At 63.5% G+C, this 21898-nt stretch carries 19 protein-coding genes and 1 other RNA gene; 2 read left to right on the top strand and 18 right to left on the bottom strand.

Annotated features, from left to right (window positions below; all coding sequences use genetic code 11):
* Nucleotides 1-51 precede the first annotated feature (51 nt).
* From lpxC to rsmI, 18 genes are all read right to left on the bottom strand, one after another.
* A complete protein-coding gene (gene lpxC, locus APH34_RS00825) occupies nucleotides 52-963 on the bottom strand; it encodes a UDP-3-O-acyl-N-acetylglucosamine deacetylase (protein WP_054899271.1) in 912 nt (303 codons plus the stop codon).
* A 112-nt stretch (nucleotides 964-1075) separates the two neighbouring features.
* Nucleotides 1076-2272 (bottom strand): cell division protein FtsZ, encoded by a 1197-nt coding sequence (gene ftsZ, locus APH34_RS00820; protein WP_054899270.1) that lies wholly within the window; start codon nucleotides 2270-2272, stop codon nucleotides 1076-1078.
* Nucleotides 2273-2327: 55 nt separating this feature from the next.
* On the bottom strand, nucleotides 2328-3584 hold the full coding sequence (gene ftsA, locus APH34_RS00815; RefSeq protein WP_051098537.1) for a cell division protein FtsA: 1257 nt from the start codon (nucleotides 3582-3584) through the stop codon (nucleotides 2328-2330).
* Between the two features lie 14 nt (nucleotides 3585-3598).
* On the bottom strand, nucleotides 3599-4468 hold the full coding sequence (locus tag APH34_RS00810; RefSeq protein ID WP_054899269.1) for a cell division protein FtsQ/DivIB: 870 nt from the start codon (nucleotides 4466-4468) through the stop codon (nucleotides 3599-3601).
* 6 nt (nucleotides 4469-4474) lie between these two features.
* Nucleotides 4475-5431: a D-alanine--D-alanine ligase gene (locus tag APH34_RS00805; protein WP_054899268.1), complete on the bottom strand. Its 957-nt coding sequence runs from the start codon at nucleotides 5429-5431 to the stop codon at nucleotides 4475-4477.
* Nucleotides 5428-6876, bottom strand: a complete 1449-nt coding sequence (murC, locus tag APH34_RS00800) for a UDP-N-acetylmuramate--L-alanine ligase (RefSeq protein WP_054899267.1) — start codon at nucleotides 6874-6876, stop codon at nucleotides 5428-5430. Before murC ends, APH34_RS00805 begins: the two co-directional genes overlap by 4 nt.
* On the bottom strand, nucleotides 6869-7948 hold the full coding sequence (murG, locus tag APH34_RS00795) for an undecaprenyldiphospho-muramoylpentapeptide beta-N-acetylglucosaminyltransferase (RefSeq protein WP_054899266.1): 1080 nt from the start codon (nucleotides 7946-7948) through the stop codon (nucleotides 6869-6871). The genes murC and murG overlap by 8 nt, the downstream gene beginning before the upstream one ends.
* Complete coding sequence (gene ftsW / locus APH34_RS00790) at nucleotides 7938-9149, bottom strand: putative lipid II flippase FtsW (protein WP_176514911.1); 1212 nt, start codon at nucleotides 9147-9149, stop codon at nucleotides 7938-7940. Before ftsW ends, murG begins: the two co-directional genes overlap by 11 nt.
* Complete coding sequence (gene murD / locus APH34_RS00785) at nucleotides 9149-10495, bottom strand: UDP-N-acetylmuramoyl-L-alanine--D-glutamate ligase (protein WP_054899264.1); 1347 nt, start codon at nucleotides 10493-10495, stop codon at nucleotides 9149-9151. The genes ftsW and murD overlap by 1 nt, the downstream gene beginning before the upstream one ends.
* Before the next feature lie 6 nt (nucleotides 10496-10501).
* On the bottom strand, nucleotides 10502-11584 hold the full coding sequence (gene mraY / locus APH34_RS00780; RefSeq protein WP_054899263.1) for a phospho-N-acetylmuramoyl-pentapeptide-transferase: 1083 nt from the start codon (nucleotides 11582-11584) through the stop codon (nucleotides 10502-10504).
* Nucleotides 11584-12951, bottom strand: a complete 1368-nt coding sequence (gene murF, locus APH34_RS00775) for a UDP-N-acetylmuramoyl-tripeptide--D-alanyl-D-alanine ligase (protein WP_054899262.1) — start codon at nucleotides 12949-12951, stop codon at nucleotides 11584-11586. The genes mraY and murF overlap by 1 nt, the downstream gene beginning before the upstream one ends.
* Complete coding sequence (locus APH34_RS00770; protein ID WP_371263282.1) at nucleotides 12944-14434, bottom strand: UDP-N-acetylmuramoyl-L-alanyl-D-glutamate--2,6-diaminopimelate ligase; 1491 nt, start codon at nucleotides 14432-14434, stop codon at nucleotides 12944-12946. The genes murF and APH34_RS00770 overlap by 8 nt, the downstream gene beginning before the upstream one ends.
* Entirely contained in the window at nucleotides 14431-16164 is a 1734-nt protein-coding gene (locus APH34_RS00765) for a penicillin-binding protein 2 (RefSeq protein ID WP_177337009.1), read from the bottom strand. Before APH34_RS00765 ends, APH34_RS00770 begins: the two co-directional genes overlap by 4 nt.
* On the bottom strand, nucleotides 16164-16457 hold the full coding sequence (ftsL, locus tag APH34_RS00760) for a cell division protein FtsL (protein WP_054899260.1): 294 nt from the start codon (nucleotides 16455-16457) through the stop codon (nucleotides 16164-16166). Before ftsL ends, APH34_RS00765 begins: the two co-directional genes overlap by 1 nt.
* On the bottom strand, nucleotides 16454-17401 hold the full coding sequence (gene rsmH, locus APH34_RS00755; RefSeq protein WP_054899259.1) for a 16S rRNA (cytosine(1402)-N(4))-methyltransferase RsmH: 948 nt from the start codon (nucleotides 17399-17401) through the stop codon (nucleotides 16454-16456). The genes ftsL and rsmH overlap by 4 nt, the downstream gene beginning before the upstream one ends.
* On the bottom strand, nucleotides 17398-17853 hold the full coding sequence (gene mraZ, locus APH34_RS00750; protein WP_016395508.1) for a division/cell wall cluster transcriptional repressor MraZ: 456 nt from the start codon (nucleotides 17851-17853) through the stop codon (nucleotides 17398-17400). The genes rsmH and mraZ overlap by 4 nt, the downstream gene beginning before the upstream one ends.
* Nucleotides 17854-18161: 308 nt before the next feature.
* Nucleotides 18162-18521: RNase P RNA component class A (gene rnpB, locus APH34_RS02075), an RNA gene on the bottom strand.
* A gap of 67 nt (nucleotides 18522-18588) precedes the next feature.
* The gene (gene rsmI / locus APH34_RS00745) at nucleotides 18589-19464 is read right to left on the bottom strand and encodes a 16S rRNA (cytidine(1402)-2'-O)-methyltransferase (protein WP_054899258.1); all 876 of its coding nucleotides are present in this window, start codon (nucleotides 19462-19464) and stop codon (nucleotides 18589-18591) included.
* A gap of 188 nt (nucleotides 19465-19652) precedes the next feature.
* Here rsmI and APH34_RS00740 point away from each other — a divergent pair, with 188 nt between their 5' ends.
* Nucleotides 19653-21470, top strand: a complete 1818-nt coding sequence (locus tag APH34_RS00740) for a penicillin-binding protein activator (protein ID WP_054899257.1) — start codon at nucleotides 19653-19655, stop codon at nucleotides 21468-21470.
* Nucleotides 21470-21841: a YraN family protein gene (locus APH34_RS00735; protein ID WP_054899256.1), complete on the top strand. Its 372-nt coding sequence runs from the start codon at nucleotides 21470-21472 to the stop codon at nucleotides 21839-21841. Before APH34_RS00740 ends, APH34_RS00735 begins: the two co-directional genes overlap by 1 nt.
* Nucleotides 21842-21898 lie beyond the last annotated feature (57 nt).

The following is a 21898-nucleotide window of genomic DNA, read 5'->3' as shown; positions in this document are numbered from 1 at the left end:
TAAAAAAGGCCACCCGAAGGTGGCCTTAATCACTAGAGAGAGTGTTCGAACTTACACGGCCGCAACAGGGCGCATATAAGAGATCGGTGCCGTACTGGCATCTTCGAAAGTGACCACTTCCCAGGCATCGGTTTCTTTGATGAGCTTGCGCAACAGCTGGTTGTTCAGCGCGTGCCCGGACTTGAAGCCCTTGAACTCGCCGATCAGGCTGTTACCCAGCAGGTACAGGTCGCCGATGGCATCGAGGATCTTGTGCTTGACGAATTCGTCTTCGTAGCGAAGACCGTCTTCGTTGAGCACACCGTCTTCGTCCACCACGATGGCGTTCTCGACACTGCCGCCCAGCGCAAGGTTGTGCTTGCGCAGGTACTCGATGTCACGCATGAAGCCGAAGGTGCGGGCGCGGCTGACTTCCTTCACGAAGGACGTGCTGGAGAAGTCGACGCTTGCACTCTGGGTCCGGTTGCGCAGCACCGGATGATCGAAGTCGATCTCGAAGCTCACCTTGAACCCTTCGAAAGGCAGGAAGGTAGCGCGCTTGTCGCCCTCCTCCACTGTCACTTCACGCAGGATGCGGATGAACTTCTTGGCTGCGTCCTGCTCTTCCAGGCCGGCAGACTGAATCAGGAATACGAAGGGACCGGCGCTGCCATCCATGATCGGCACTTCCGAGGCGGAGAGCTCGACGTAGGCGTTATCGATGCCCAGGCCCGCCATGGCGGAGAGCAGGTGCTCGACCGTATCGACCTTGACGTCACCGTTGACCAGCGTGGTGGACATGGTGGTCTCGCCAACGTTGGCCGCACGCGCCGGGATTTCGACCACAGGGTCGAGGTCGGCGCGACGGAAAACGATGCCGGTATCGACAGGCGCAGGCTTGAGGGTCAGGTAGACCTTCTCCCCGGAGTGCAGGCCGACGCCTGTGGCACGGATGGTATTCTTCAGGGTGCGTTGTCTAATCATGGCATTGGCCGCTTCAGCGCAAATTGCGAACAGGTATCAACAAAGGCTGGGGATGATAACAGACCCGGCCTTTGCTGAACACCAATCACCCTTATACCCCTGATAAATTCCATTAATCGGCCTGACGACGCAGGAAGGCCGGGATATCCAGGTAGTCCAGGTCATCCTGAGGGTTGAGTTTAGCTGCTGCCGCGGCACCTGCATGGGCCTGGTTGCGCATGACGGTCGGACGCTCCAGGTCACGGTAGTTAACCGCTGGCTGCTCCTGGCGAGCCGGGGCCGGGTTGGAGGACTCGTACACCTGCTGAGCCGTCTGCAGGGTATTGTCGACCACTTTGACCGGCTTCTCGATGCGCGCGCCCAGACCGGTGGCAACCACGGTCACGTGCAGTTCGTCGCGCATGTCCGGGTCGATCACGGTGCCGACCTTGACCATTGCGTGGTCGGAGGCGAAGGCTTCGATGATGCTACCCACATCGGAGTACTCACCCAGCGACAGGTCAGGACCTGCGGTGATGTTCACCAGGATGCCGCGGGCGCCCTGCAGGTTGACGTCTTCGAGCAGCGGGTTGCGGATCGCCGCCTCGGTGGCTTCACGCGCACGGTTCGGGCCGCTGGCGCAACCGGTACCCATCATCGCCATGCCCATTTCACCCATGACGGTGCGCACGTCGGCAAAGTCGACGTTGATCATGCCTGGGCGCTTGATGATGTCGGAGATGCCGCGCACGGCACCGGCCAGTACGTCGTCAGCCTTGGCGAAGGCAGACAGCAGGCTGGCATCCTTGCCCAGGATGGTCAGCAGCTTCTCGTTGGGGATGGTGATCAGCGAGTCGACGCTCTCAGCCAGCATGCGGATGCCTTCATCGGCAATCTGCATACGTTTGCGGCCCTCGAACGGGAACGGGCGGGTCACCACGGCAACCGTGAGAATGCCCATTTCCTTGGCCACTTCGGCGATGATCGGTGCCGCACCGGTACCGGTACCGCCACCCATGCCGGTGGTGATGAACACCATGTTGGTGCCCTGCAGCACCTCGGCGATGCGCTCACGGTCTTCCAGCGCGGCCTGGCGGCCGACTTCCGGATTGGCGCCGGCACCCAGACCTTTGGTCACGCCGGTACCCAGTTGCAGGATGGTGCGTGCGCCGATGTTTTTCAGCGCCTGTGCATCGGTGTTGGCGCAGATGAACTCGACGCCTTCGATGCTGCTCTTCACCATGTGGTTGACGGCGTTGCCGCCGCCACCGCCGACGCCGATCACTTTGATGACCGGGCTTTGCGGGACGTTGTCTACGAGCTCGAACATTTTCCCTCTCCTTACAGTTCTCTAGTTGTCGCGCCTACCACTACTGCTTTGAAACTTAGAAGTTGCCCTGGACCCACCGCTTGAAGCGCTCAAGCACTGGGGCCTTCGGTTCATCGCCATAGCTGTTGCTGCTGCTGTTACCGGTCAGGGGCAGGTCCTCGGTCTGCTTTTGCAGGCCGTAGGTGAGCAAGCCCACGCCAGTGGAATAGATCGGGTTGCGCACCACGTCGCTCAGCCCCCGAACGCTGTGCGGTACGCCCAGGCGTACCGGCATGTGGAAGATTTCCTCGGCCAGTTCCACGGCGCCTTCCATCTTCGCGGTGCCGCCGGTGAGGACGATGCCGGCCGGCACCAGGTCCTCGTAGCCGCTGCGGCGCAGCTCGGCCTGAATCAGGGTGAAGAGCTCGTCGTAACGTGGCTCCACCACTTCTGCCAGGGCCTGGCGCGACAGCTCGCGCGGCGGGCGGTCGCCGACGCTCGGCACCTTGATGGTCTCACCGGCGCCGGCCAACTTGGCCAGGGCACAGGCGTAGCGGATCTTGATTTCTTCGGCGTACTGGGTGGGCGTACGCAGCGCCATGGCGATGTCGTTGGTCACCTGGTCGCCGGCAATCGGGATCACCGCCGTGTGACGAATGGCGCCTTCGGTGAAGATGGCGATGTCGGTGGTGCCGCCACCAATGTCCACCAGGCACACGCCCAGCTCTTTTTCGTCGTCGGTCAGCACCGAATAGGCCGACGCCAGCTGCTCGAGGATGATGTCGTCGATTTCCAGGCCGCAACGGCGTACGCACTTCTCGATGTTCTGCGCCGCGTTGACGGCGCAGGTGACCACGTGGACCTTGGCCTCCAGGCGCACACCAGACATGCCCAGCGGCTCGCGCACGCCTTCCTGGTTATCGATCACGTAGTCCTGCGGCAGGGTGTGCAGCACGCGCTGATCGGCCGGGATGGCCACGGCCTGCGCCGCATCGAGCACACGCTCGAGGTCGGCCAGGCTGACCTCACGGTCGCGGATGGCGACGATACCGTGGGAGTTCAGGCTGCGGATGTGGTTGCCGGCCACGCCGACGAAGGCCGAGTGAATGCGGCAGCCAGCCATCAGCTGGGCTTCTTCCACCGCCCGCTGGATCGACTGCACGGTCGACTCGATATTCACCACCACGCCCTTCTTCAGGCCGCGGGACGGATGGGTGCCGATACCCACGATCTCCAGGGTGCCGTCTTCGCCCACTTCACCCACCAGCGCCACCACCTTGGAGGTGCCGATGTCCAGCCCGACGATCATTTTGCCGCTATGCGCGTTTGCCATGGTCCTGCCTCTCTCTAATTCTTCGCAACGGCGGGTTGGGCCGTCGTCGGTGCGTTCGGTTCCCGCCAACCAACGGCAAGTCCGTTGGCGTAACGCAGATCAATGCGGGCGATGTTGGTGATCTGCTCTTTGAGTGTCTTGTCGTAAATGGCAATGAAACGGCGCATCTTCTCCACCAGGTGGTCGCGCCCCAACAGCAGCTCGATACCCGGGCCGGTGCTGCCAGCACCGGTGGTCAGGAACCAGCTGCCTCGCTCGCGCAGCTCCAGGCGAGCGATGGAAAAGCCCAAGGGGCGCAGCATCTGGCTCAGTACCTGATACTGCTGCATGACTTGTTGCTGAGCACGCTGCGGGCCGAACAGCTGCGGCAGGTGCTCGTAGTTGGCCAGCTCGCGGGGGGTGAAGGCCTGGCCCTGGTTGTTGAGCAAGGCTTCGTCGCCCCAGCGCGCCACCGGCAACTGTTCTTCCAGGCGGATCACCACTTCGTCCGGCCACACCCGGCGCACTTCCGCGTGGGCGATCCAGGGCATCTGCTCGAGCTCGGCACGCATCGCCGTCAGGTCGACGCTGAAGAAGCTCGCGGCCACGTAGGGCGCGATCCGCTGCTGCACCGCCTGCTGGCTGATGTAGCTAAGGTCGCCCTGCACGGCGATCTTGGTGATCGGCCGATCGGCATACGGCATCAGGCGAATAGCGCCTTCGTAGGCACCAAAGCCTGCTGCTACCAGCAATACCGGCCACAGCAAGCGCTTGAGGCCACCCAGGCTCGGCCGCGGCAGGCGCGCCGATACGGGCTCGTCAGCCACCAGTCGGCTGGCACCACGTGGCACCGGCTTGCTGCGGCCGGTAACGGGTTGCTGCTGACGTATCATCGCGCCTTGCATGGTTTGTTAACCTCGCGTCTCAACGCTGTCGGCCAGGATTGCCAGCACCAGTTGCTGGAAGTCCAGGCCGGCCGCGCGGGCCGCCATGGGCACCAGGCTATGGTCGGTCATGCCGGGTGCGGTGTTGACTTCGAGCAGCCAGAACCGGCCCTGCTCGTCCTGCATCACGTCCAGCCGGCCCCAGCCTTCGATGCCGATGGCATCGCAGGCGCGCGCGGTCAGGTCGATCAGCTCCTGTTCCTTGGCACTGTCCAGGCCGCATGGGATGCGGTACTGGGTGTCATTGGCGATGTACTTGGCGTCGTAGTCGTAGAACACGTGCGGGGTGCCCAACGCGATCGGCGGCAGCACCTGGCCACGCAGCACCGCGATGGTGAACTCGGGGCCGTGGATCCACTGCTCGACCAGTACCTCGGAATCGTATTTGGCGGCGTCCTGCCAGGCAGCAACCAGCTCTTGCTCGCTGTTCACCTTGGCCATGCCGATGCTAGAGCCTTCATGGGCGGGTTTGACGATCAGCGGGAAGCCCAGTTCCCTGCTGGCAGCAACACAATCATTTGCGCTGGCCAGCACGGCGTGACGCGGTGTCGGAATACCCAGGCTCTGCCACACCTGCTTGGTGCGCAATTTGTCCATCGCCAGGGCAGACGCGAGGATGCCACTGCCGGTATAGGGGATGCCCAGGCACTCGAGCAGGCCTTGCATGCTGCCGTCTTCACCGCCACGGCCGTGGAGGATGATGAAGGCGCGGTCGATCTTCTCGCGCTGCAAGCGCACCAGCAGGTCGTCACCTACGTCGATGGCGACCACGTCGACACCGGCGCTGGTCAGCGCCTCGATCACCGCAGCGCCAGATTTCAGCGACACCTCACGTTCGGCGCTCTTGCCGCCGTACAGCACGGCAACGCGGCCGAACGCCTTGACGTCCAGGGTCGAGTGCAACTTGTCGTAGGCGCTGGTCATTTCGACTTCTCCTGCTTGGCGCCTGCGAACAGCGGGCTTTTCATCAATTGCGGGGCCAGGCCACCAACGTCGCCAGCACCCTGACACAGCAGGATGTCGCCGGCACGCAGCAGCGGCTTGACCAGCGGCGCCAGCTCGGCACCACGGTCGATGTAGATCGGGTCCAGCTTGCCGCGCTGGCGGATGCTGTGGCACAGCTGACGGCTGTCAGCACCGGGGATCGGCTCTTCACCAGCCGGGTACACCTCCATCAGCAACAGCACGTTGGCATCGCCCAGCACCTGCACGAAGTCGTCGTACAGGTCACGCGTGCGGCTGTAACGGTGAGGCTGGTAGACGATGACCAGGCGGCGGCTTGGCCAGCCGCCACGCACGGCCTTGATCACTGCGGCCACTTCCGTCGGGTGGTGGCCGTAGTCGTCGACCAGCATCACGCTGCCGCCATCGACAGGCAGCTCGCCGTAAACCTGGAAGCGGCGGCCGACACCCTGGAAGCCAGACAGGCCCTGGACGATGGCTTCGTCGCTGATGCCTTCGTCCGTGGCAATGGCGATGGTGGCCAGGGCGTTGAGCACGTTGTGGTTGCCGGGCATGTTCACCGACACGTCCAGCGGCTCGCGGTCGCGGCGCAGCACGGTGAAGTGGGTCTGCATGCCCTGTTGGCGCACGTTGATGGCGCGGATGTCGGCCTCTTCGCTGAAGCCATAGGTCACCGTCGGGCGCTTGACCTGCGGCAGGATCTCACGCACCACCGGGTCGTCCAGGCACATCACGGCCAGCCCGTAGAACGGCAGGTTGTGCAGGAACTCGACGAAGGTCTTCTTCAGCTTGTTGAAGTCACCTTCGTAGGTGGCCATGTGGTCGGCGTCGATATTGGTGACCACGGCGACCATCGGCTGCAGGTGCAGGAAGCTGGCGTCGCTTTCATCGGCTTCAGCGATCAGGTAGCGGCTGGTGCCCAGCTGTGCATTGGTGCCGGCGGCGGTCAGGCGGCCACCGATGACGAAGGTCGGGTCCAGGCCGCCGGCGGCGAACACCGAGGCCAGCAGGCTGGTAGTGGTGGTCTTGCCGTGGGTACCGGCAACGGCCACACCGTGGCGATAGCGCATCAGCTCGGCGAGCATCTCGGCACGCGGCACCACCGGGATGCGGCGTTCAAGGGCAGTTGCCACTTCCGGGTTAGCCGGGTTGATGGCGCTGGACACCACCAGTACATCGGCATTGGCAGCGTTTTCGGCGCGGTGGCCGACAAAGATCTCGGCACCGAACGACTCCAGGCGCTCGGTGACCGGCGAGGCCTTGAGGTCGGAGCCCGACACCTGGTAACCCAGGTTCAGCAGTACTTCGGCGATCCCGCACATGCCCACGCCGCCGATACCGACGAAGTGAATGCGGTTGATCCGGCCCATCTTCGGCTGGGGCATGGCTTTCTGGCTCTCAACCATGGGCCACCTCCAGGCAGATATCGACCACGGTGCTGGTTGCGGCAGGTTTGGCCAGGCGCCGTGCGGTGCCGGCCATGGTGTTGAGTTTCTCGGGTTGCATCAGCACCTCGTTCAGGCGTTCAGCGAGCTGCGCTGCGCCAGTTGTCGCTTGTGGCATGAGGAAGGCGGCGCCTTCCCGAGCCAGATATTGGGCGTTGTGGGTCTGGTGGTCGTCGATGGCATGGGGCAACGGCACCAGCATCGAAGGCAGGCCCGCCGCGGCGAGTTCGCTGACGGTCAAGGCACCGGCCCGGCACACCACTATGTCTGCCCAGCCATAGGCGTGGGCCATGTCCTTGATGAACGGCTCTACCTGAGCCTCGACACCTGCCTCGTGATAACGCTCGGCGGTGACCGCCGCGTGATGCTTGCCGGCCTGATGGAACACCTCGGGCCGCAGGTTCGCGGGCACCTCGGACAGGGCCTTAGGCAACAATTTATTCAATGGTTCCGCACCCAGGCTGCCACCCATGACCAACAAGCGGGCACGGCGCTCGACCAGCGGCGCACGCTGGGCATCCATGAACAGCTCAGGACGTACCGGGTTGCCGGTGGTGCGCAGCTTGTCGCTGGCCTCGAACGTGCCGGGGAATGCTTCGCAGACGCGCGCCGACAACGGCACCAGCAGGCGATTGGCAGTACCGGCGCGGGCATTCTGTTCGTGGATCACCACGGGCACGCCGCACAACCGCGCGGCAACCCCGCCTGGGCCGGTCACATAACCGCCGAAGCCGAGCACGCACACCGGGTTGAGCTGACGAATGATGCGCCGCGCCTGGAACACTGCCTTGACCAGGGTGAACGGCGCCTTGAGCAGCGACAGCTTGCCCTTGCCGCGCAGGCCGCTGACCTGGATCAGGTGCAACGGCAATCCGGCCTGGGGCACCAGTTCGTTTTCGATGCCGCGCGGCGTACCGAGCCAGTGCACGCTGTAGCCGCGGACCTGGAATTCACGCGCGCAGGCCAGGGCGGGGAACACATGCCCCCCGGTGCCGCCAGCCATGATCAGTACGTTTTTACCGTCAGCGGCCATGACTGGTCTCCTCGGCAAAATCGCTTTCACTGAATTCGTGTTCTTCGCTGCCCAGGTGCGTACGGCTCTCCCATTCGATGCGCAGCAACAAGCCCACGCAGGCACAGCAGATCACCAGCGAGCTGCCCCCGTAGCTGAGGAACGGCAAGGTCAGGCCCTTGGTCGGCAGCAGGCCGACGTTCACGCCGATGTTGATCAGGAACTGGCCAATCCACAGGAACGCCAGGCCGAAGGCCATGTAGGCGGCAAAGAACTGCTTGGCCTTCTCGGCCCACAGGCCGATATACAGCGCGCGCACGGTGACGAAGACGAACAGGGCGATGGTCACCAGCGAGCCGACCACGCCGAGCTCTTCGGCCAGCACCGAGAACACGAAGTCGGTATGTGCTTCAGGCAGGTAGAACTGCTTCTGGACACTGTTGCCCAGCCCTACCCCCAGCCACTCACCGCGGCCGAAGGCGATCAGTGCCTGAGTCAACTGGTAACCGGAACCAAACTGGTCGGACCAGGGGTCGGTGAAGGTAATCAGACGGGCCATCCGGTAAGGCTGCGCCTGCACCAACACGAACACCGCCACCACCGCCAGCACCACCATCAGGCTGAAGCGGAACAACCCCACGCCACCTAGGAACAGCATGGCAGCAGCGGCGCCCATCATCACCACGGTCGCCCCGAAGTCTGGCTCCATCAGCAGCAAGCCGGCCATCGGCAGCAGTACGATGAATGGCTTGAAGAAGCCCATCCAGCTTTCGCGCACCTCGGTCTGCCGGCGTACCAGGTAGCCGGCAAGGTAAATGACCACGAAGACCTTGGCGATTTCCGAAGGCTGGACGTTGAAGAAGCTGAAGCCGATCCAGCGCATCGAGCCGTTCACTTCACGGCCGATGCCGGGCACCAGCACCATCACCAATAGGCCGAAGGCCCCGACCAGCATCATGAAGCCCATGCGTTGCCAGGTGGCGATCGGCACCATCATGGTGGCGCCGCAGGCAACCAGCCCGAGGGACACGTACACCAGGTGGCGGAACATGTGGTAAAGCGGGTTGCCGGACTGCACTGCGGCCACTTCCGAGGACGCCGAGGTAATCATCACCAGGCCCAGGCCAAGCAGGGCGAGGCAACCGGCCAGCAGGGGAAAGTCCAGATCGATGCCCCGGCCGCTGATCAGCGGCGAGGGATAGGGCTTGAGGACGCCAAAGATCATGCCAGCTCCCCCGCCGCCTGGGCGAACAGGCGCCCGCGTTCTTCGAAATTCTTGAACATGTCGAGGCTGGCACAGGCCGGCGACAACAACACCGCATCACCGGCCAGGGCCAGTTCGGCGCATTGCTGCACGGCCTCGTCGAGGGTCTTGACCCGTACCAGCGGCGTGGCATCGCCCAAGGCCTCTGCCAGGCGCTCGGCATCGCGACCGAGCAGCACCACGGCGCGGCAGAAACGTGCCACTGGCTCTCGCAGGGCGGCAAAATCGGCGCCCTTGCCATCACCACCGGCGATCAGCACCAGCTTGCCTTCGATATCCGCTCCCAGGCCCTCGATGGCGGCCAGGGCAGCGCCCACGTTAGTGGCCTTGGAATCGTCATACCAGTTCACGCCGTTGCGCTCGCGCACCCACTGGCACCGATGGGCCAAGCCACCGAATTCGCGCAGTGCCTGGAGCATCGGCGCGAAGGGCAGGCCGGCGGCATGCCCCAGGGCCAGGGCCGCCAAGGCATTGCTCTGATTGTGGGCACCACGAACTTTCAGCTCGCGCGCAGGCATCAGTGCCTCGAATTCGAAGGCCAGGTACTTTTCGCCATCGACTTCGCGCAGGCCAAAGGCCTTGAAGTCCGGTGCATTGAGGCCGAAGGTCCAGCACGGACGGCCTTCCACCGGCAATGGGCGGCTCAGGGCATCCTGGCGGTTTACCACCACCTGGCGGGCACCACGGAAAATCCGGTGCTTGGCCAGGTGATAGGCCGGCAGGCCGCTATAGCGGTCCATGTGGTCTTCGCTGATGTTCAGCACGGTCGCCACTTCAGCGTTGAGCTGGTCGGTGGTTTCCAGCTGGAAGCTCGACAGCTCCAGCACATACAGCTCCACGTCATCACTGAGCAGGTCCAGCGCTGGTGTACCCAGGTTGCCGCCAACTGCTACACGCTTGCCCGCCTTGGCAGCCATTTCGCCCACCAGGGTGGTGACGGTGCTTTTGGCGTTGGAACCGCTGATGGCAACGATCGGGGCTTTGGCATGACGGGCGAACAGTTCGATGTCGCCGGACAGTTTCACGCCACGCGCCGCCGCCTGCTGCAAGGCCGGGGTAGCCAGGGCCAGGCCGGGGCTCACGTACAGCTCCGTGGCACGGCACAGGAAGTCCACGTCCAGCTCACCACAGCGCACTTCCACCTGCGGGTAATGACGGCGCAGGGAGTCCAGTTCCGGCGGTTGCTCGCGGGTGTCGGCGACCGCAAAGGCAATGCCCCGGTTCGCCAGGAAGCGAACCAGGGACATGCCGCTCTTGCCGAGGCCGACAACGATGCGGAATTGGTCGGAAGCGATCAGTGACACGCTCGTCTACCTCAGTTTCAGGGTTGCAAGGCCGATCAGCACCAGAATCACGGTGATGATCCAGAAACGGACGATCACCCGTGGCTCAGGCCAACCCTTGAGTTCAAAGTGGTGGTGAATCGGCGCCATGCGGAACACGCGCTTGCCGGTCAACTTGAAGGAGGCGACCTGGATCACCACCGACAGGGTTTCCACCACGAAGATGCCCCCCATGATGAACAGCACGATTTCCTGGCGCACGATCACGGCGATGGTGCCCAGCGCAGCGCCCAGCGCCAGCGCGCCGACGTCCCCCATGAACACCTGGGCCGGATAGGTGTTGAACCACAGGAAGCCCAGGCCCGCGCCGATCAGCGCGCCGCAGAACACGATCAGCTCGCCCGAGCCCGGCACGTAGGGGATCAGCAGGTATTCAGCGAATTTCACGTTACCCGACAGGTAGCAGAAAATGCCCAGGGCACCGCCGACCATCACCGTGGGCATGATCGCCAAGCCGTCGAGGCCATCGGTCAGGTTGACCGCATTGCTGGAGCCAACGATGACGAAGTACGTGAGGACTACGAAACCAACGCCCAGTGGGATGGTGACATCCTTGATGAACGGCACGATCAACGTGGTTTCGACGCTGGTCGGCGCCGTCATGTACAGGAATACTGCCGCCCCCAGGCCAAACACGGACTGCCAGAAGTACTTCCAGCGGCTCGGCAGGCCACGTGAGTTCTTTTCAATGACCTTGCGGTAGTCATCCACCCAGCCGATGGCGCCGAACAGCAGGGTCACGATCAGCACCACCCACACGTAGCGGTTGGACAGGTCTGCCCACAGCAGGGTGCTGACGCCAATGGCAGACAGGATCAGGGCGCCACCCATGGTCGGGGTGCCGGATTTGGACAGGTGCGATTGCGGGCCGTCATTACGAACGGCCTGACCGATCTGGCGGATCTGCAGGGTACGGATCATCCACGGGCCCAGCCACAGCGCCAGCGACAACGCGGTCAGTACACCAAGGATCCCGCGCAGGGACAGGTACTGGAAGACCGCGAAGCCTTTGTGGAACTGTTGCAGATACTCAGCCAACAGCAGCAGCATTAATGTTTCTCCCCGCTGGCACCGCACAATGCCGCCACGACGTTTTCCATCGCAGCGCTGCGCGAGCCCTTGATCAAAATAGTGGTATTGCTGGCAGTCTCGGCACGAACGGCGTCGATCAGCTCAGCTTGAGTCGCGAAATGACGGCCATTGGCGCCAAACGCCTTGACCGCATGTATCATGTTGGAACCTACCGCATACAGGGCATCGACCTTGCCGCGTGCGTAATCGCCTACCTGACGGTGGCCTTCTTCCGCCCACTGGCCCAATTCGCCGATATCCCCCAGCACCAGGACGTTGCGCCCGGAAAAGCCGGCGAGTATATCAATGGCGGCGCACATCGAGGTGGGATTTGCGTTGTAACTGTCATCGATCACGCGCACGCCGTTGGGCGCGACTTGCGCCACAGTGCGACCCTTGACCGGTTGTACTGCGTTCAGCCCGGCGGCGATCCCGCTCAGGCTCAGACCAACGGCATGCGCCGCTGCTGCGGCGGCCAGCGCGTTGCTGACGTTATGCTCGCCCAGTACATTGAGCTGCACGGCCACCGATTCACCGGCGCCATTGAGCGTGAAAGACGGGCAGCCACGGGCATCACGGTCGATGCCGGTGGCGTAGAAGTCGGCTTGCGGGTTGCTGCGGGCGAAGCTGATGACGCGGTGCGCGCCGGCCCGCGCCTTCCAGATGGAGAAGGCTTTGTCGTCCAGGTTGAGAATGGCCGTGCCTCCCTCGCCCAGCCCTTCGAGGATTTCGCCCTTGGCCTCGACGATTTTTTCCGGCCCGCCGAACTCGCCGACATGGGCGGTACCGGCGTTATTGATGATCACCACCTGCGGTTGGGTCAGGCCGACCGTGTAGCGGATTTCGCCAATGCGCGAAGCGCCCAGTTCAATCACCGCAGCGCTGTGCTCGGGGGCGATTTCCAGCAGGGTCAGCGGTGCGCCGAGGTCGTTGTTGAGGTTGCCACGGGTGGCGTGCACCGGGCCACGGGTGCGCAGGATGCAGGCGAGCATCTCTTTTACCGTGGTCTTGCCGCTGGAACCAGTGATAGCCACCACCGGTTTGTCGTAGCCAGCGCGGTTCAGGGCGCCGAGTTGGCCGAGGGCCAGACGACTGTCGGCGACGACCAACTGCGGCAAGTCGACATCGACCACTTCACGCTCCACCAGCGCGGCGACAGCCCCCTTGACCTTCACGTCGGCCAGGTAATCGTGGCCATCGAAACGCGGCCCCGCGAGTGCGACGAACAGTTGCCCGGCAGCGACGCTACGGCTGTCGATGCTGACACCCGTGAAGCTGGCGTCGGCACCGACCTGCCGAGCACCCAGTGCTGTGGTCAGCTGGCTGAGTGTCATGGGCTTAAGCATGCGGAGCCTCCCAGGCTGCAAGTGCCTTTTCGGCTTCGATCAGGTCGGAGAAGGCATGGCGTTCGCCATGGATTTCCTGGTAATCCTCATGGCCCTTGCCGGCCAGGACGATGACGTCGTTGGCGGCGGCGCAGGCAATCAGGTGCGCGATGGCTTCGCCACGGCCGGCGACGAACTCGACGTCGAGGGGCTTGGTGAAGCCGGGACGGATGTCATCGAAGATACCCAGCGGGTCTTCGGTGCGCGGGTTATCGTCGGTGACCAGCACGCGGTCGGCCAGGCGCTCGGCCACTTGAGCCATCAACGGGCGCTTGCCGCGATCACGGTCACCGCCACAGCCGAACAGGCACAGCAGCTGGCCGTGAGCATGCGGGCGCAGAGCTTCGAGTACCTTCTCCAGCGCATCTGGGGTGTGGGCGTAATCCACCACCACCAGCGGCTTGTCCCCGCCACCCAGGCGCTGCATGCGGCCAACCGGGCCTTGCAGTTGCGAGGTGACCTTGAGGATTTCGTCCAGCGAATAGTCCAGGGCCAGCAGCGTTGCCACGGCCGCGAGCATGTTGCTCAGGTTGAAGCGGCCGAGCAACTGGCTGCGCAAGGTACGTTCGCCCTGGGCTGTGACGAGGGTGGCGCGCACGCCATCGTCATCGAAGCTGGCGTCACGGCAGTACAGGGAGGCGTCCGGGTTTTCCAGGCTATAGCTGAGCAACCGGCTTTCGACATGGTCGGCGCTGGGGCGGCGGGCGAAGTCGGCTGCCAGGCGACGGCCGAACTCGTCATCCAGGTTCACCACCTGACAGCGCAGGCTCGGCCAGGCGAACAGCTTGGCCTTGGCAGCCTCGTAGGCCTGCATGCTGCCGTGATAGTCCAGATGATCGCGGGACAGATTGGTCATCACCGCGATATCGAATTCCAATGCCGCTACACGGCCCTGCTCCAAGGCATGGGAGGACACCTCCATGGCCACGGCCTTGGCACCGCCCTTTTTCAGGTCATAAAGGGTCGACTGCACTGCGATCGGGTCTGGGGTGGTCAGGCGGCCGCTCTGCAGTTCGCCATAGAAGCCGGTGCCCAGCGTGCCGATCAGGCCACAACGCTGACCGAGCGCGTCCAGGGCCTGGGCCACCAGCTGGGTGACACTGGTCTTGCCGTTGGTGCCGGTAACGCCCACCAGGTTCAGTTGACGGCTCGGCTCGCCATAGAAGCGACCGGCGATGTCCGACAGCTGGCCGATCAACCCTTTGACTGGGATCAGCGGGGCATCGGTGATCGGCAGCACGTTGGCGCCCTGCTCTTCATAAGCGACCGCGGCGGCACCACGGGCCAGAGCGTCGGCAATGTGATCGCGGCCATCGACCTTGGCCCCTGGCACGGCCAGGAACAGGTCCCCCGGACGCACGGCACGGCTGTCCAGGGTCAGTTCGCGGATCAGCGGATCACGGCTGGCGTGGGCGAAAAGCTTGCTCAATGGCATCGTCATCATCCACGCCCTCCCTTGGCGGGTATTGCATTGACTTGTTGCTGATCGGTCGACGGCGGCAGGTTGTCCGGCGGCACGTTCATCAGCCGCAGGGTGCCCGACATGACCTTGCTGAACACCGGCGCCGAGACCAGGCCACCGAAGTAGCCGCCCTTGCTTGGCTCATCGATGACCACGACGATGGCGTACCGCGGGTCGCTCATCGGGCCGAAGCCTGCGAACAGCGAGCGGTAGGCGTTTTCGGTGTAGCCCTTGGACCCAACAGTGGCCTTGCGCGCCGTACCCGACTTGCCCGCCACGTGATAGAACGGCACCTGGGCGCGGAACACCCCGCGTGGCGCCTCGATCACCTGCTGCAGCATGCCTTGCACGGTTTCGGCGGTTTCCTTGGGGATCGCCTGGACCGACTCAGGCGCCTTGTCGACCTTGAGGATCGACAGCGGCACCATCTTGCCGTCGTTGGCCAAGGCCGCGTAGGCATGCACCAGTTGCAAGGCGGTGACCGACACGCCATAGCCATACGACAGGGTGGCCGTTTCGGCCTTGCGCCATTCGCGGTGGTTAGGCAGGTTGCCAACACGCTCGCCCGGGAAGCCAAGGCCGGTGTATTGGCCCAGGCCGACCTGGGACATGACGCGATAGATGGCCTCGCCACCGATGTCGAAGGCGATCTTGCTCATGCCGACGTTACTGGAGTTGATCAGGATACCGGTCAGGTCAAGGATCGGGCCTTCGCTCCGGGACACGTCCTTGATGGTATAGCGGCCGATCTGCAGGCTGCCCGGATACACCTCGACCTTGTCAGTCGGTTTCCAACGACCGCTCTGCAGCGCGGCGCTCATGGAGATCGGCTTTACCGTCGAGCCCGGCTCGAAGACGTCGATGATCGCCCGGTTGCGCATCGCGGCGGGGAACATGCTGCGGCGGTTGTTGGGGTTGTAGGTCGGCTGGTTGACCATGGCCAGGACTTCACCGGTCTTGACGTCCATGATCACCAGGCTGCCAGCCTTGGCGTCCTGCTCGGCGATGGCGTTGCGCAGTTCGCGAGTGGCCAGGTATTGCAGGCGCAGGTCGATGGACAACGCCAAGGTCTTGCCGGCCTTGGCGTTCTTGGTAACCTGAATGTCCTTGATCAGCCGGCCACGCCGGTCCTTGATCACCTGCCGCTTGCCGGGCACCCCCGCCAGCCATTCATCGTAGGCCAGTTCCACCCCTTCACGCCCATGGTCGTCCAGGTCGGTGAAGCCCACCATGTGCGCGGTGACATCACCCGCCGGATAGAAGCGACGGAACTCCTCGAGGCCGTACACGCCCGGTACTTTCAGGTCGAGCACGTGCTGGCCCTGCTCCGGGGTCAGGCCACGGACCAGGTAGATGAATTCCTTGTTGGCCTGCTGGGTAAGGCGCTCGGTCAACTGCTGGGCGTTCTGCCCGAGCGCAGCAGCCAGTTGTGGCCAACGCTCCCGGGAGGCTTGCATCTCCTTGGGGTTGGCCCACAGCGTGGTGACTGGCGTACTGACGGCCAGGGGCTCACCGTTGCGGTCGGTGATCAGGCCGCGGTGTGCCGGAATGGGAATGTGGCGCAGACTACGGGCATCGCCCTGCCCTTTGAGGAAGTCACGGTCCACCACCTGCAGGTCGACGATACGCCAGCAAATGGCACCGACCATCACGGCCAGCAGGCCGATCACCACGCGGAAGCGCCAAGGGTAGAGTGCGCCTTCGAGCTTCATCATGGCGCCACCATCCGCACTTCGTCTGCCGCAGGCACACGCATCTTCAACTGCTCGGAGGCCAGGTTCTCGATGCGGCTGGAGGCAGTCCACGTGCTCTGTTCGAGAATCAGCCTGCCCCACTCGGCCTGGGCCTTGTCGCGCTCGTTCAACTCACCGTACAGGGTGTTGAGCAATTGGCGATTCCAGTGGGCGCTGTACGACACCGCGATGGCCGAAACGAGCACACCGACAAACAGCAGAAGCATCAGGAAGCTTCCGCCTGGCAAAGGTTTGGCAAACAGCCGGCTCACCGAAGCTTCTCCGCCACACGCATCACGGCGCTGCGCGACCGCGGGTTGGCTTTGAGTTCTGCCTCAGAGGCGAACTGGGCCTTGCCGATGAGCTTGATCTTCGGCTCGAAGACCTTGTGCTGCACCGGCAGGTTGCGCGGCAGGTTATCGGCCTCGCCCTTGACCAGCTTGCGCATGAACAGTTTGACGATGCGGTCTTCGAGTGAGTGGAAACTGATCACCGCCAGGCGACCGCCGACTTCCAGGGCCTGGAGTGCAGCCTCAAGGCCCGCCTCGAGGTCGCCCAGCTCGTTGTTGACGTGGATGCGCAGGCCCTGGAAGGCGCGGGTCGCCGGGTTTTTACCCTTTTCCCACGCCGGGTTGGCAACCTTGAGCACGTCGGCCAGGTCGGCGGTGCGGGTGAACGGCTGTTTTTCGCGGCGTTCGACCACCGCACGCGCCATGCGCCCGGCAAAGCGTTCCTCGCCATACTCCTTGAAAACGCGGGCAATTTCTTCCACCGGCGCGGTGGCGATGAACTCGGCGGCGCTGATGCCCTGGTCGGGGTTCATGCGCATGTCCAGCGGGCCGTCATTGAGGAAACTGAAGCCGCGCTCCGGGTCGTCCAGCTGTGGCGAGGAAACCCCCAGGTCAAGCAGGATACCGCTGACCTTGCCGGCCAGGCCGCGCTCGGCCACCTCGGCCCCCAGCTCGGCAAAGCTGCGTTGCACAATGACAAAGCGGCCGTCTTCGGCCGCCAGCGCTTGCCCGGTGGCAATCGCTTGAGGATCTTTATCGAAGCCCAGCAGCCGCCCTTGCGGCCCGAGCTTGCTGAGAATCAGGCGGCTATGGCCACCTCGCCCGAAGGTACCGTCCAGATAGCAACCGTCGGCGCGCAGGGCCAATGCCTCGACAGCTTCGTCGAGCAGGACGGTGATGTGGTTGAAGCCGCTATCTATGGTCACAGGATCAGGTCACGCAAATCGTCGGGCATAGCGCCCGGTTGTTGGATAGCTGCGAGGTCGGCTGCCGAAACCACGTTCCAGGCATCCTCATCCCACAGCTGGAATTTGTTCAGTTGCCCCACCAGCATCGCCTTCTTGTCCAGCTTGGCGTACTCCCGCAGGCGGGGCGGTACCAGGAAACGCCCACTGCCATCGAGCTCCAGGTCAACCGCGTTACCGATCAGCAAACGCTGCAGGCGGCGGTTTTCCTCACGCAACGACGGCAAGGCGCGCAACTTGGCTTCAATCTGCTCCCACTCATCGAGGGGATAAACACACAAGCAGGGGTCTACCGCGTCGATGGTCACGATCAGTTGACCATTGCAACGCGAATCGAGCTCGTCACGGTACCGGCTCGGCATGGCGAGACGGCCCTTGGCATCGAGGCTGACGGCGTTGGCTCCGCGAAACACGGCTGCGATTCCCCACAATGTTAGCTTTTTTGTGTCAGAAAACCCACTTCATCCCACTTTCTGCCACTTGCGCACACTATAGGAATCCGCCCGCCGCACCGTCAAGGCACGTTCATAAGGAAAACCCTTACAGGACCGAGATTTAGCGCAATATAGGAAGGAGGAAGGAGTACCAGCAGATGAAAAAAACGTGAAAAATCAAACCCACTCAAACGAATGCCGTTCGAAGTTAAAGTAAATTATTAAGAGTAAGATTTTTTCGGTATTACCAAGAAGGATCTGCTATCGATTGAGCAGGAGGGAGAGAGGTGGAGAGTCGATCTGTAAGCCGGGTTTTGTCGAGGACAGTCATTCCTCTACGACGGCCATCACTGGACGCCTCTAGCAACCTACCCGGTTCCGACGCGGGCCACGCCTGATGGAACCCTATTTGGTCTTGCTCCGAGTGGGGTTTACCTAGCCACGAACTGTTGCCAGCCGTGCGGTGCGCTCTTACCGCACCTTTTCACCCTTACCGGCACCGAAGTGCTTAGGCGGTTATTTTCTGTGGCACTTTCCGTAGGCTCGCGCCTCCCAGGCGTTACCTGGCACTCTGCCCTATGGAGCCCGGACTTTCCTCCCCCCTCTTTTGCGGAACAAAAGAAGGCAGCGACTGTCCGATCGACTCTCCGCCGACAAGGTTAACGGCAGGCGCGCCCGAGAACAAGTGATTGCGCAAATTATATCAAATAGCCACTACTGTGCTTTCTGCTTGTCCAACGCCAGTTGATACAACAGGTTCTTGCGAACACCCGTAATTTCAGACGCCAATGCAGCCGCACGTTTGAGTGGCAATTCGGCAAGCAACAAGTCCAGTACACGCTGGGCGTCGGCGCTGATGCCCTCTTCGCCCTCTGGCGCGCTCCAGCCGCCCACCAGTACCACGCACTCACCGCGCTGCTGATTGCTGTCTGCGGCCACGAATGCCTGCAGTTCACCGAGCGGTAAGCCCTTGAGCGTTTCGAAAGTCTTGGTCAGTTCGCGGGCGAGCAGCGCCGGGCGCTCGGCGCCAAATACCAGCGCCATGTCCTCAAGGCACTCGAGGATACGATGAGGCGCCTCATAGAAGATGAGCGTGCGCGGCTCTTCCTTTACCTGTTCCAGGCGCGCGCGACGCCCCGCAGCCTTGGCAGGCAGGAAACCCTCGAAAATGAAGCGGTCCGAGGGCAAGCCTGCGGCGGACAGCGCGGCGATCAAAGCGCAAGCGCCCGGCACGGGCACTACCTGCACGCCCGCGGCCCGTGCCTGACGTACCAGGTGGTAGCCGGGATCGGAAATCAATGGCGTACCGGCATCGGACACCAACGCCACATCCTCACCGGCCAGCAGTTTGGTAATGAAGCGCCCGCCTTCGTCGCGCTCGTTGTGCTCGTGGCATGCGGCCAATGGTGTGTCGATACCGAAATGTTGCAGCAGACGAATAGAATGCCGGGTGTCCTCGGCGGCGATCAGGGCGACATCCGCCAGCACCTTCAATGCCCTGGCGCTCATGTCGTCAAGGTTGCCGATGGGGGTAGCGACCACATAGAGCGTCCCCACGGTAGATTTCGAAGCCCCTGCCACGTCTGTCACTGCGCACACCTGTCTTTCGGATCAAAGGCGCCATTGTAGCCCGAGCGCCGGTAACAGGGCGCAAAGAACTTCGCCCGCAGCCCGCACCGAGCCACCTATAGTTAAGGTTCTGCATCACGCAAGATCGCGCCCCGGCCACCGCTTCGGTACAATTGCCGGCCAACTTGATCGAGTAACAGGACCTTTACATGATCGCTTGCCTGCGGCTGTTCACAGCCCTCTGCCTCGCCGCCCTGCTGGCAGCCTGCGCCAGCTCGCCCTCATCCAGCCTGGGCGAACTGCCACGCACCCCGGACGCCAGCATCGAGCAACTGCTCGAAAAGGCAGCCAACAGCAAGTCCTCAGAGGAGGCAGCCCTGTTGCGCCTGAGCGCTGCCGACCTGGCTTACAAGCAGAAGGATTACCCGCGCGCCGCACGCATTCTCGAGCAAGTGCCGATGGACACGCTCAAACCCGCCCAGCAGATCTTCGCCGCAACCCTAGGCGCGGAACTGGCGATGAGCCGCAATCAGCCCAAAGCGGCACTCGCTGCCCTCTCCCACCCTAGCCTGCAACACATCGCCGAACTGCCGGAGGAGCAACAGGTCCGCACCTACAGCGTGCATGCCGCCGCGTTCGAGGCGGACGGCCAGGCCATGGCCGCCGCCCAGCAGCGCATCCTGCTCGCCCCCCTGCTCAGCGGCCAGGCTGCCAGCGCCAACAATGACGCTATCTGGGCGCTGGTTGCCGCGCTGCCGGCAGATCAACTGCAGCAGCCTGCCGGCAACGAAACCCTGGCTGGCTGGACCAGCCTGGCTTTCGCCGTGAAAAGCGCTGGCACCCTGGAGCAGCAGCAGGCGGCCATCGATACCTGGCGCAAACAGCACCCTGACCACCCGGCCGCCAAGCAATTGCCACTGGCGCTGACAAAGCTCAAGGAACTGGCTAGCCAGCCGCTGACCAAGATCGGCCTGTTGCTGCCTCAGGAAGGCCCGCTGGCTGGCGTCGCCCGCGCGCTGCGCGACGGCTTCATGGCCGCCCACTTCCAGGCCCAGCAAGCCGGTCAGCAAGCTCCGGCGGTGCAGGTGTATGACAGCTCGCGCATCGGCTCGCTCGACGATTTCTATCGCCAGGCCCAGGCCGACGGCGTCCAGCTGGTGGTCGGCCCGCTGGAAAAACCGCTGGTGAAAAAACTTGCGGCCAATGCGCAACTGCCCATCACCACCCTTGCCCTGAACTACGCCGATGCCGGCCAGAAAGCCCCGCCTCAGCTGTTCCAGTTCGGCCTCGCCGCCGAGGACGAGGCCCGCGAAGTTGCACGGCGCGCCCGCGCCGACGGCATGGTCCGCGCCGTGGCCCTGGTACCGAGCGGTGAATGGGGCGATCGCGTGCTCGCCGCCTTCCGCCAGGATTGGGAAGGCAATGGCGGCACCGTCCTGGCTGCCGAGCGCATCGCCCAACCGGTCGCCCTCGCCCAGCAGATCGCCAACCTGTTCCAACTGCGCCAGAGCGAGGGTCGCGCGCAGAGCCTGCAAAGCACCGTAGGCGGCACCCTTGCCGCGCAGCCATCGCGCCGCCAGGACATCGATTTCATCTTCCTTGCCTCGACCCCGCAACAGGCGCAGCAGATCAAGCCGACCCTGAACTTCCAGTACGCCGGTGACGTACCGGTCTACGCCACCTCGAACCTGTACAGCGCCAGCGGTGACGTCAACCAGTACAACGACATGAACGGCATCCGCTTCTGCGAGACCCCCTGGCTGCTCGACACCACCAACAGCCTGCGCCAGCAGGTAGTGCAGCAGTGGCCGCAAGCTGCCGGCAGCGTCGGCCGCCTGTATGCCATGGGCGTCGACGCCTACAGCCTGGCACCGCGCCTGGGCCAACTCAAAGCATTGCCGGACAACCGCGTGCAAGGCCTTTCCGGCAGCCTGAGCATGAACCCCAGCCAGCGCATCGAACGTCAGTTGCCGTGGGCGGAATTCTCCGGCGGCCAGGTCAAGCGCCTGCCGGATACCGCCCGCTGATGCCTGAAGCATCGCCCTGCAGCGCCGGTCAGGCCGCAGAAAACCATGCCCTTGAGTACCTTCAGGGGCATGGCCTGCAGCTGCTGGCGCGTAACTGGCGATGCAAAGGTGGCGAGCTTGATCTGGTCATGCTCGACGCCGATACAGTAGTATTCGTCGAAGTCCGCTACCGGCTGCACGCGGCCTTCGGCGGCGCCCTCGACAGTATCGACGGACGCAAGCAGAAGCGCCTGGTGCTAGCCGCCAGCCTGTTCCTGCAGAAGGAGTCCCGCTGGGCCAATTACCCATGCCGCTTCGACGTTGTCGCCCTGCAGGGCAGCCAGCATGCAGGCCGACCGCTTCAATGGCTGAAAAACGCCTTCGAATGCTGAACCCACTTCGATTTTTTTGCTCTATGTATCGCGGGCTGGTCCCTGTTGCGCGTTGCG

Source organism: Pseudomonas sp. NBRC 111131, from assembly GCF_001320525.1.
Taxonomy (GTDB): Bacteria; Pseudomonadota; Gammaproteobacteria; order Pseudomonadales; family Pseudomonadaceae; genus Aquipseudomonas; species Aquipseudomonas ceruminis.
The sequence above is the reverse complement of the archived record's forward strand: the minus strand, read 5'-3'. Positions and strand labels throughout refer to the sequence as shown.

Excerpts from the sequence above, each read along its gene's own strand:
- APH34_RS00810 (WP_054899269.1), bottom strand. The coding sequence starts at position 4,468 with ATGCAAGGCGCGATGATACGTCAGCAGCAACCCGTTACCGGCCGCAGC.
- murF (WP_054899262.1), bottom strand. The coding sequence starts at position 12,951 with ATGCTTAAGCCCATGACACTCAGCCAGCTGACCACAGCACTGGGTGCT.
- APH34_RS00805 (WP_054899268.1), bottom strand. The coding sequence starts at position 5,431 with ATGACCAGCGCCTACGACAAGTTGCACTCGACCCTGGACGTCAAGGCG.
- ftsZ (WP_054899270.1), bottom strand. The coding sequence starts at position 2,272 with ATGTTCGAGCTCGTAGACAACGTCCCGCAAAGCCCGGTCATCAAAGTG.
- murG (WP_054899266.1), bottom strand. The coding sequence starts at position 7,948 with ATGGCCGCTGACGGTAAAAACGTACTGATCATGGCTGGCGGCACCGGG.
- APH34_RS00765 (WP_177337009.1), bottom strand. The coding sequence starts at position 16,164 with ATGAAGCTCGAAGGCGCACTCTACCCTTGGCGCTTCCGCGTGGTGATC.
- APH34_RS00740 (WP_054899257.1), top strand. The coding sequence starts at position 19,653 with ATGATCGCTTGCCTGCGGCTGTTCACAGCCCTCTGCCTCGCCGCCCTG.
- APH34_RS00770 (WP_371263282.1), bottom strand. The coding sequence starts at position 14,434 with ATGATGACGATGCCATTGAGCAAGCTTTTCGCCCACGCCAGCCGTGAT.
- APH34_RS00735 (WP_054899256.1), top strand. The coding sequence starts at position 21,470 with ATGCCTGAAGCATCGCCCTGCAGCGCCGGTCAGGCCGCAGAAAACCAT.
- murC (WP_054899267.1), bottom strand. The coding sequence starts at position 6,876 with ATGGTTGAGAGCCAGAAAGCCATGCCCCAGCCGAAGATGGGCCGGATC.
- lpxC (WP_054899271.1), bottom strand. The coding sequence starts at position 963 with ATGATTAGACAACGCACCCTGAAGAATACCATCCGTGCCACAGGCGTC.
- mraY (WP_054899263.1), bottom strand. The coding sequence starts at position 11,584 with ATGCTGCTGCTGTTGGCTGAGTATCTGCAACAGTTCCACAAAGGCTTC.
- ftsA (WP_051098537.1), bottom strand. The coding sequence starts at position 3,584 with ATGGCAAACGCGCATAGCGGCAAAATGATCGTCGGGCTGGACATCGGC.